Annotated in this window: 6 protein-coding genes; 3 read left to right on the top strand and 3 right to left on the bottom strand. The window is 73.5% G+C overall.

The annotated features are described in order from the left end of the window. The 3 genes from E1298_RS40170 to E1298_RS40160 form a co-directional block, all read right to left on the bottom strand. A partial coding sequence (locus E1298_RS40170) for a COX15/CtaA family protein (protein WP_207945119.1) occupies positions 1-510 on the bottom strand: 510 nt, incomplete at its 3' end. 47 nt (positions 511-557) lie between these two features. Beyond that, a complete protein-coding gene (locus E1298_RS40165; RefSeq protein ID WP_131902628.1) occupies positions 558-1,769 on the bottom strand; it encodes a PrsW family intramembrane metalloprotease in 1,212 nt (403 codons plus the stop codon). Positions 1,770-1,850: 81 nt separating this feature from the next. Then, positions 1,851-2,795 (bottom strand): heme o synthase, encoded by a 945-nt coding sequence (locus E1298_RS40160; RefSeq protein WP_131902629.1) that lies wholly within the window; start codon positions 2,793-2,795, stop codon positions 1,851-1,853. A gap of 584 nt (positions 2,796-3,379) precedes the next feature. Between E1298_RS40160 and tkt the strand changes: the two genes are divergently transcribed. From tkt to E1298_RS40145, 3 genes are all read left to right on the top strand, one after another. After that, the gene (tkt, locus tag E1298_RS40155) at positions 3,380-5,506 is read left to right on the top strand and encodes a transketolase (protein ID WP_131902627.1); all 2,127 of its coding nucleotides are present in this window, start codon (positions 3,380-3,382) and stop codon (positions 5,504-5,506) included. Positions 5,507-5,582: 76 nt separating this feature from the next. Further along, positions 5,583-6,698, top strand: coding sequence for a transaldolase (tal, locus tag E1298_RS40150; RefSeq protein WP_131902626.1), 1,116 nt, complete (start codon positions 5,583-5,585; stop codon positions 6,696-6,698). Next, a complete protein-coding gene (locus E1298_RS40145; RefSeq protein ID WP_131902625.1) occupies positions 6,695-8,350 on the top strand; it encodes a glucose-6-phosphate isomerase in 1,656 nt (551 codons plus the stop codon). The genes tal and E1298_RS40145 overlap by 4 nt, the downstream gene beginning before the upstream one ends. Positions 8,351-8,538 lie beyond the last annotated feature (188 nt).

Raw genomic sequence — 8,538 nt, 5'->3', positions numbered from 1 at the left:
GGGCGGGGCGTCGCCCTCGCCGGCGCGGACCCACAGCGCCACGCAGAAGATCAGCAGCGCGGGCGAGATGAGGAAGTGCAGCGCCACCGAGGCCGGGTGCAGCTTGGTGAGCACCACGATGCCGCCGACCACGGCCTGGGCGAACACGCTCATCGGCTGAGCGAGCGCCCACCGGACGAGGTCCTTGCGGCGGGGACGCAGGCGGAGCGCGGCGACGAAGACCAGGACGCCGACGGCCAGCACCACGAAGGTGAGCATCCGGTTGCCGAACTCGATCGACATGTTCAGCGCGGGGTGCTCGGGGCTGCGCGTCGGGACGAGGCTGTCGCCGGTACAGCGGGGCCACTCGGGGCAGCCGAGCCCCGACTTGGTGACGCGGACCGCGCCGCCGGTCGCGACGATGGCCGCGTTGCCGATCACGCCGAGGAGCGCCAGGAGCCGCAGGGACCTCGCAGTGGGGTGCCAGACGGCGTCGCGCGCTCGGATCAGCGGGTTGGGTCGCTCAGCCACGGCACCATCGTATGGGCGGGTGCCCGTGACCGTGACCCGCCCCCCGGTTACCTGCCGTACGGGCCGGGAGCGGGCGGCTGGAGGAAGCCGGACGGGCCCTGAGGCGCCCACGGCGGGCCCGCGCCCGCGCGCGGCGGGGTGCGCAGGAACGCCTGCCTGGCCAGCCCCATCAGCTCCAGCAGCGAGTCGCGGCGGGTGGCGAACCAGTGCGGCTCGGCCACACCGCGGTCGGCGCGCTGGTGCAGCAGCGCCAGCTCCGTCGCGGCGAGCTGGTAGTCGACCATGGCGCGGCCCGCGTCCCGGCCGCCGACCGAGCGGGCCCAGCGGCGGGCGGCGCGGCGGGACGGGATCGAGCGCAGCATCCGCACGTCCTGCGGCGTGACCAGGCCGGTGCCGGCGTACATCGGCAGGTACGCCTCGATGCGCCGGACGGTGCCCCGGCGCTCGACGGACACGATGACGATCAGCGTGACCAGGACGCCGAAGTCGAGCAGGTAGACGATGCCGAGGCCGCCGAGGCCGAACGTGGTGGCGCCGTTCCACAGGCCGTGCAGGATCATGGCGCCCAGCAGCCCGAGCAGGGGCGCGAGGAGCTGCGCCCTGCGGTGCGTGGCGGCGTAGGCGACGCCGAGGCCGGTCATCGAGGTGAACAGCGGGTGGCTGAGCGGCGCGACCAGGCCGCGCAGGATGAACACCGCCTGGAGCTGCTGCGCTCCGCCGTCCTCGTAGGCGCGCATGTAGTAGGTGATGTTCTCCATCATGGCGAAGCCGAGGCCGACCATGGCGGCGTAGATGATCCCGTCGGCGAACCCGTCGATCTCGTTGCGGCGGAACCACAGCAGGCCGAACAGGACCGCGCCCTTGAACGACTCCTCGATCAGGGGCGCGCCGAAGGTGGCGCTGACGAAGTGGCCCTTCGCCTCGCCGAAGATGGGGACGGTCACGTACAGCAGGCCGAGGGTGTTGAGCAGGAGGGCGCCGAGGACGGCGACGCCCGCGCCCCACATGAACGAGAAGACCAGCGCGCGGGGCGGCTCGGGCTCCAGCCGGTCCAGGGTGAGGGCGAGCGCGATGAGCAGCGGGATCGGGAGGATGGCGAGGATCACGCCCACCCAGAAGCCGGCGCCGCCGTACAGGGCGTCCACGCCGAGCGCGATGACGGCGCACAGCGACGTGGTGGTCAGCCCCGCGATGAGGGCGACCGGCGGCCGCCCAGGGATCCGCCCTTCGAGCACTGCCTTCGGGTCAACGCGCGCCATGACGCGAGCGTAACCGGCCGCTGGTCGCGGCGCTAAGCCCAGGTCGTCACAGATGGTGACCGGCGGGGCGGGACGGGCCGCTCAGTGCAGCAGCGGGTCGACGGCGACCGCGGTGAACAGCAGCGCCAGGTAGACGTTGGAGAGGTGGAAGAAGCGCATCGGCCGCAGGTGCACGCCGGTCACGCCCGCGCGGACGGCCTTGAGCAGCCGGTGGCCTTCGGCGAGGAACACCAGGCCGAGCACGACCGCGATGGCGCCGTACAGCGGTCCCATTCCGGCCACCGGCCACAGCAGCAGCGAGCAGGCCACGGTGGCGTAGGTGTAGGCGAGGCTCTCGGTGACGACGCGGCGCTCGGTGGCGACGACGGGCAGCATCGGGACCTTGGCGACCGCGTAGTCCTCGCGGTAGCGCATGGCGAGCGTCCAGGTGTGCGGCGGCGTCCAGAGGAAGACGACGCCGAACAGCACGAACGGGGTCCAGGCGAGGCCGCCGGTGACCGCGGCCCAGCCGATGAGGACGGGCATGCAGCCGGCGATGCCGCCCCAGACGACGTTCTGGGAGGTGCGCCGCTTGAGCAGCAGCGAGTACACGAAGACGTAGAACAGGATCGCGAACAGCGACCCGGCCGCGGCGACCGCGTTGACGGTGAGCAGGAACCCGGCGGTGGACAGCGCCGCGAGCGTGACGCCGAACACCAGGGCGCGGGCGGGCGTGACCTGGGCGCGGGCCAGCGGGCGGCGGCGGGTGCGGCGCATCTTGGCGTCGATGTCGCGGTCGATGTAGCAGTTGATCGCGTTGGCGGCGCCGGCGGACATGGTGCCGAACGCCAGCGTCAGCAGGACGGTCGACAGCGGGGGGACGCCCCCGTCGGCCAGGAACATCACCGGGATGGTGGTGATCAGGAGCAGCTCGATCACCCGCGGCTTGGTGAGCGCCACGTAGGCGCGCAGGCTCGCGCCGATCGAACCCTCACCGGCCGCCGGCCGGTCCGCCGGCTCGAAGGGGGCCGCGGGCGCCCCCGGCACCTGCTCGTCGAGCTCGACCCCGCGCTTGTTGCTGAGCACCGTCACAATCGGGTCCACGTCCAACTAGGGATGGGGAAATCGCGCGCCGCCTCGGCGGTGCCCCCGCGATCCGGGCCGGCCTCAGGCTGGGTGCGACTTCGGCTTGGTGTGCGTACCGCGGTCGCTGCCGTCAACCGCGCCATCACTGTAGTCCGCCCCCTCCGGGGGTCGAGCACCGGGGCACCGGACGCGCCGGGCGCGGCCGCCTTCCCACCCGTGAGATCACCCTTGCGGGGGGTTAGCCGGGGAGCCGATCGGGCAAGGGTCGGAGGTAGCGGCGCGGACCCGCCGGAGGGCGCGGCGCGGACCCGCGGCGTCCGCTCCCGCCTGTGGCGGCCCGTCGCGCGATAGGCTCGCGAGGGGCGCGGCATGATCTTCACCGGTCACACGCGGGCAGCCGCACGGGGCCGCGGGGGAAGACGCACGGCGACGCCGGACGTTACGCCAACGAGGCCGCGGCGGAGGGCGCGGCCGCGCCGCGCCGAGCACATCGCTTGAAGACTGGTTCTGCAACACACAGCGGTTCGAGAGGAGCCTGGCGTTCCGTGAGTGGGGACATCAGCACGTTTGAATGGTCCGATCTAGACCGGCGGGCGGTGGACGTGATCCGCGCCCTCGCCATGGACGCGGTCGAGGAAGCGGGCTCCGGTCACCCCGGGACGGCCATGAGCCTGGCACCGGCCGCCTATCTTCTTTTCCAGCGGTTCCTCCGGCACGATCCGACGGACCCGGACTGGGCCGGCAGGGACAGGTTCGTGCTCTCCTGCGGGCACTCCAGCCTGACCCTTTACATCCAGCTGTACCTGTCGGGCTACCCGCTGACGCTGGACGACCTGAAGTCGCTGCGCAAGTGGAACAGCCTCACCCCGGGCCACCCGGAGCACGGGCACACCGCGGGCGTGGAGACGACCACCGGCCCGCTCGGGCAGGGCGTCGCCAACGCCGTGGGCATGGCGATGGCGGCCCGCCGCGAGCGCGGCCTGTTCGACCCGGACGCGCCGCAGGGCGAGTCCCCCTTCGACCACACCGTCTGGGCGTTCGCGTCCGACGGCGACATCGAGGAGGGCATCAGCCACGAGGCGAGCGCCCTGGCCGCCCACCAGCGGCTCGGCAACCTGGTGCTGCTGTACGACGACAACCACATCTCGATCGAGGACGACACCGCGATCGCGCTGTCGGAGGACGTCCGGGCCCGGTACGAGGCGTACGGCTGGGACGTCCACCACGTCGACTGGACGGTGGACGGCGACTACGTGGAGAACGTCGGCAGGCTCGCGGAGGCGTTCGCCGCGGCGAAGGCCGAGACGGCCCGCCCGTCGTTCATCGCGCTGCGCACGATCATCGGCTGGCCGGCGCCGAACAAGAAGAACACCGGAAAGATCCACGGTTCGGCGCTGGGCGCCGACGAGGTCGCCGCGACCAAGCGGATCCTCGGGATGGACCCGGCGGAGACCTTCCAGGTGCCCGCCGACGTGCTGGCGCACGCCCGCGAGGTGTCCGACCGGGGCCGCGCGCTGCACGGCGAGTGGGACGAGCGGTTCGCGGCGTGGCGGTCGGCCGACGTCGAGCGCGCCGCCGAGTACGACCGGATCGCGGCCCGCACCCTGCCGCCCGGCTGGGACGGCAAGCTCCCCGAGTTCGCCGCGGGCAAGCCCCTGGCGACCCGCGCCGCGTCCGGCGAGGTGCTGACCGCGCTGGCGCCGGTGCTGCCGGAGCTGTGGGGCGGCTCGGCCGACCTGGCCGAGAGCAACAACACCACGATGAAGGGCGAGCCGTCCTTCATCCCCGAGGAGTTCCAGACCAAGGAGTTCCCCGGCGACCGGTACGGCCGCACGCTGCACTTCGGCGTCCGCGAGCACGCGATGGGCGCGATCTGCAACGGCATCGCGCTGCACGGCGGCACCCGCCCGTACGCCGGCACGTTCCTGATCTTCAGCGACTACATGCGCCCGGCCGTGCGGCTGGCGGCGCTGATGAAGCTGCCGGTGACGTACGTGTGGACGCACGACTCGATCGGCCTCGGCGAGGACGGCCCGACGCACCAGCCGGTCGAGCACCTGTGGGCGCTGCGCGCGATCCCGGGCCTGGACGTGGTCCGCCCGGCCGACGCCAACGAGACGGCGGTCGCGTGGCGGACCGTCCTGGAGCACACCGACCGCCCGGCGGGGCTGGCGCTGACGCGGCAGAAGCTGCCGACGCTGGAGCGCGGCGGCGAGTTCGCGTCCGCGGACGGCGCGGCCAAGGGCGGCTACGTGCTGGCGGACGCGGCGGGCGGCCGGCCCGAGGTGATCATCATCGCGACGGGCAGCGAGGTCCAGATCGCGCTGGAGGCCCGCACTGCGCTGCAGGCGGAGGGGACCCCGACCCGCGTGGTGTCGATGCCGTGCGTGGAGTGGTTCGAGGAGCAGTCGGACGCCTACCGGCAGCAGGTCCTGCCGCCGGGCGTGCGCGCCCGGGTGTCGGTGGAGGCCGGAATCGCGCTCGGCTGGCGCGGCTACGTCGGCGACGCCGGCGAGTCGGTGAGCCTGGAGCACTTCGGCGCGTCCGCCGACTACAAGACGCTGTTCGAGCAGTTCGGCCTCACCTCCGAGCGGGTCGTCGCGGCGGCGAAGGCCAGCCTGATCAAGGCCGGCGTCCAGGACGCCGGGCGCGGAGCCACCACCGGCAACTGAGCTCCGGCGGGGCCGCTCCCGGCGGCCCCGCCGGGGCGGCCGGCCCCCCGCGGAACTCGACGACGAGGAGAAAGCGATGAGTGAGATCCTTAAGCAGCTCTCGGACGAGGGCGTGTCCATCTGGCTCGACGACATCAGCAGGGAGCGGCTGCGCACGGGCGACCTGGAGCGGCTCGTCAAGGACAAGCACGTCGTCGGCGTCACCTCCAACCCGACCATCTTCGCCAAGGCGCTGAGCAAGGGCTCAGCCTACGACGACCAGGTGCGCGACCTGGCCGTGCGCGGCGTGGACGTCGAGGAGGCCGTCCGGGCCATCACCACCTACGACATCCGCTGGGGCTGCGACGTGCTGCGCCCGGTGTACGACCGCACCGACGGGCTGGACGGCCGGGTGTCGATCGAGGTCGACCCGCGCCTGGCTCGCGACAGCGAGAAGACCGTCGCCGAGGCGCGCGCGCTGTGGTGGATGGTCGACCGGCCCAACCTGTTCATCAAGATCCCGGCGACGGAGGAGGGGCTGCCCGCGATCACGGCGGCGCTCGCCGAGGGCATCAGCGTGAACGTGACGCTGATCTTCTCTCTGGAGCGCTACGACAAGGTGATCGACGCGTTCTTCGCGGGCCTGGAGCAGGCCCGCGCGAACGGCCGGGACCTGTCGAAGATCGCCTCGGTGGCGTCGTTCTTCGTCAGCCGGGTGGACACCGAGATCGACAAGCGGCTCGACAAGATCGGCTCGGACGGGGCGAAGGCGCTGCGGTCCAAGGCCGGGCTCGCCAACGCGCGCCTGGCGTACGCGCTGTACGAGGAGAAGTCCGGCACCACCCGGTGGAAGGCGCTCAAGGACGCCGGGGCCCGCCCCCAGCGCCCGCTGTGGGCCTCGACCGGCGTGAAGGACCCGGACCTCAACGACACCCTGTACGTGGACGAGCTGGTCGCGCCCGGCACGGTGAACACCATGCCGGAGGCCACGCTGGTGGCCGAGGCCGACCACGGCCAGGTGCGGGGCGACACCGTCCGCGGCGCCTACGACGACGCGCGCGCGCACATGGCGGCGCTCAAGGACGCCGGCGTGGACTACGACGACGTCGTGAAGGTGCTGGAGGACGAGGGCGTCGAGAAGTTCGAGGCGTCCTGGCTGGAGCTGCTCGGCTCCATCACCGGCGAGCTGGACTCCAAGAGGGCCGGCGCGTGACCTCGGTGGTGACCGCCGGGGGGATCTCGGTCACCATCCGCGGCCCGGTCGTCGAAGAGAGCGAGGCGGTCCTGGACCGTCTCGTCTCCGACGGGGTGCCCGGCTCGCTGGCGTCCCGCAACGCCAAGCTGTGGGGCCCCGACGCGGCCCCGCTGGCCGCCCGCCGCCTGGGCTGGCTGGGCCTGCCGGAGACCTCGCGGTCCCTGGCGGCCCGGCTGGCCGGGCCGGCGGCCGAGGCCCGCGCGGCCGGCCTCGACCGGATCGTCCTGGCGGGGGCGGGCGGGTCCGCGGTGGCCGCCGAGGCGATCTGCCGGACGGCCGGCGCCGCGCTGACCGTCCTGGACACCACCGACCCGCACGAAGTGTCGCGCGTGCTGGCCGCGGGCCTGGACAGGACGCTCGTCGTCGTGACGGGCGAGAGCCTGGAGGCGGAGTCGCTGCGGCGGATCTTCGGGCGGGCGTTCTCCGAGGCGGGGCTGAGCGGCGCCGACCTGGCGCGCCGGTTCGTCGTCGTCGCCGAGGCCGGGTCCGCCATGGAGCGCGCGGCGCACGAGGTCGGCCACCATTTCGTGCAGTCCGAGCCCGATGTCGACGGCCGCTTCGGCGCGCTCGGCGCGCGGGCGCTGGTGCCCGCCGCGCTGGCGGGCGTGGACGTGAACGCGCTGCTGGACGAGGCGTCCCGGCTGGCGGGCGCGCTCCGCCAGCCCTACGACAACCCGGCGCTCGCGCTGGGCGCGGTGCTGGGCTCCTCGGCCCTGTCCCGCCGCGACAAGCTGGTCATCGCCGACCACGGCTCGGGCCTGGCGGGGTTCGCCGCGTGGGCGGAGCAGCTCGTCGCCGGATCGCTGGGCAAGCAGGGCAAGGGCCTGCTGCCGGTGCCGGTGGAGGACGTCGCCTCCCCCGGCTTCGAGCTGACCGACGAGCTGCGGCGGGTCATCCTGGGCCGCCGCCCGGACGAGCCCGGCCCCGGCCGCGAGGCGGGGGTGAGCGTCACGGGCCCGCTCGGCGCGCAGTTCCTGCTGTGGGAGTACGCGGCGGCGGTCGCGGCGCGGGTGATCGGCGTCGACCCGTTCGACGAGCCGGACGTCCGCGACTCGCGCGAGAGCACCGCCGCGCTGCTGCGCTCGGAGGAGGGCACCGCGCCCACGGTCGTCAGCAGGCCGCCGGTCCTGGTCTCGGGCCCGGTGGAGGTGCACGCGCCGGAGGAGCTGCTCAAGGGGGCCGGGACCCTGACGGACGCGATGGAGACGCTGCTGGAGGCCGTCCCGGAGCACGGGTACCTCGCCGTCCTGGCCTATCTGGACCGTTCCGGCGAGGCCGGGGCCGCCGATCTCCGCTCGCTGCTGGCGGGGCGCGGCGCCAAGCTCCGCAAGCGGCCCGCGCCCGTCACGTTCGGCTGGGGTCCCCGTCACCTGCACGCGACCGGCCAGTACCACAAGGGCGGCCCGCGCAACGGCGCGTTCCTACAGATCACCGGCGCCGTCACGGCCGATGTCCCGGTGCCGGGACGCCCGTACACGCTCGGCGAGCTCCAGCTGGCGCAGGCGTTCGGCGACCTGCGCGTCCTGCGCTCCCTGGGCCGCCCGGCCGTCCGCCTCCACCTCCGCGACCGGAGCGAGGGCCTCGCCCACCTGACCGAAGCCCTGGCCTGACCGAGGCCCTGGCCTGACCGCCGCCCCGCCCCGCTCCCCCGCCGCGCGCCGCGAGGGAGCGGGGCCAGGGCGTTTCTCATGGATTCCCGTTCTGTGCACGATGAACAAGTCCCATGGGAAACGCACTAGGCTCTCGGAATGCGGGGGCAGAAGATCGTGGGAGATGGTCGCGAATGCCCTTTCTCTCC

The organism is Actinomadura rubrisoli, from assembly GCF_004349215.1.
Taxonomy (GTDB): Bacteria; Actinomycetota; Actinomycetes; order Streptosporangiales; family Streptosporangiaceae; genus Spirillospora; species Spirillospora rubrisoli.
This window is presented reverse-complemented; position numbering and strand designations above follow the sequence as displayed.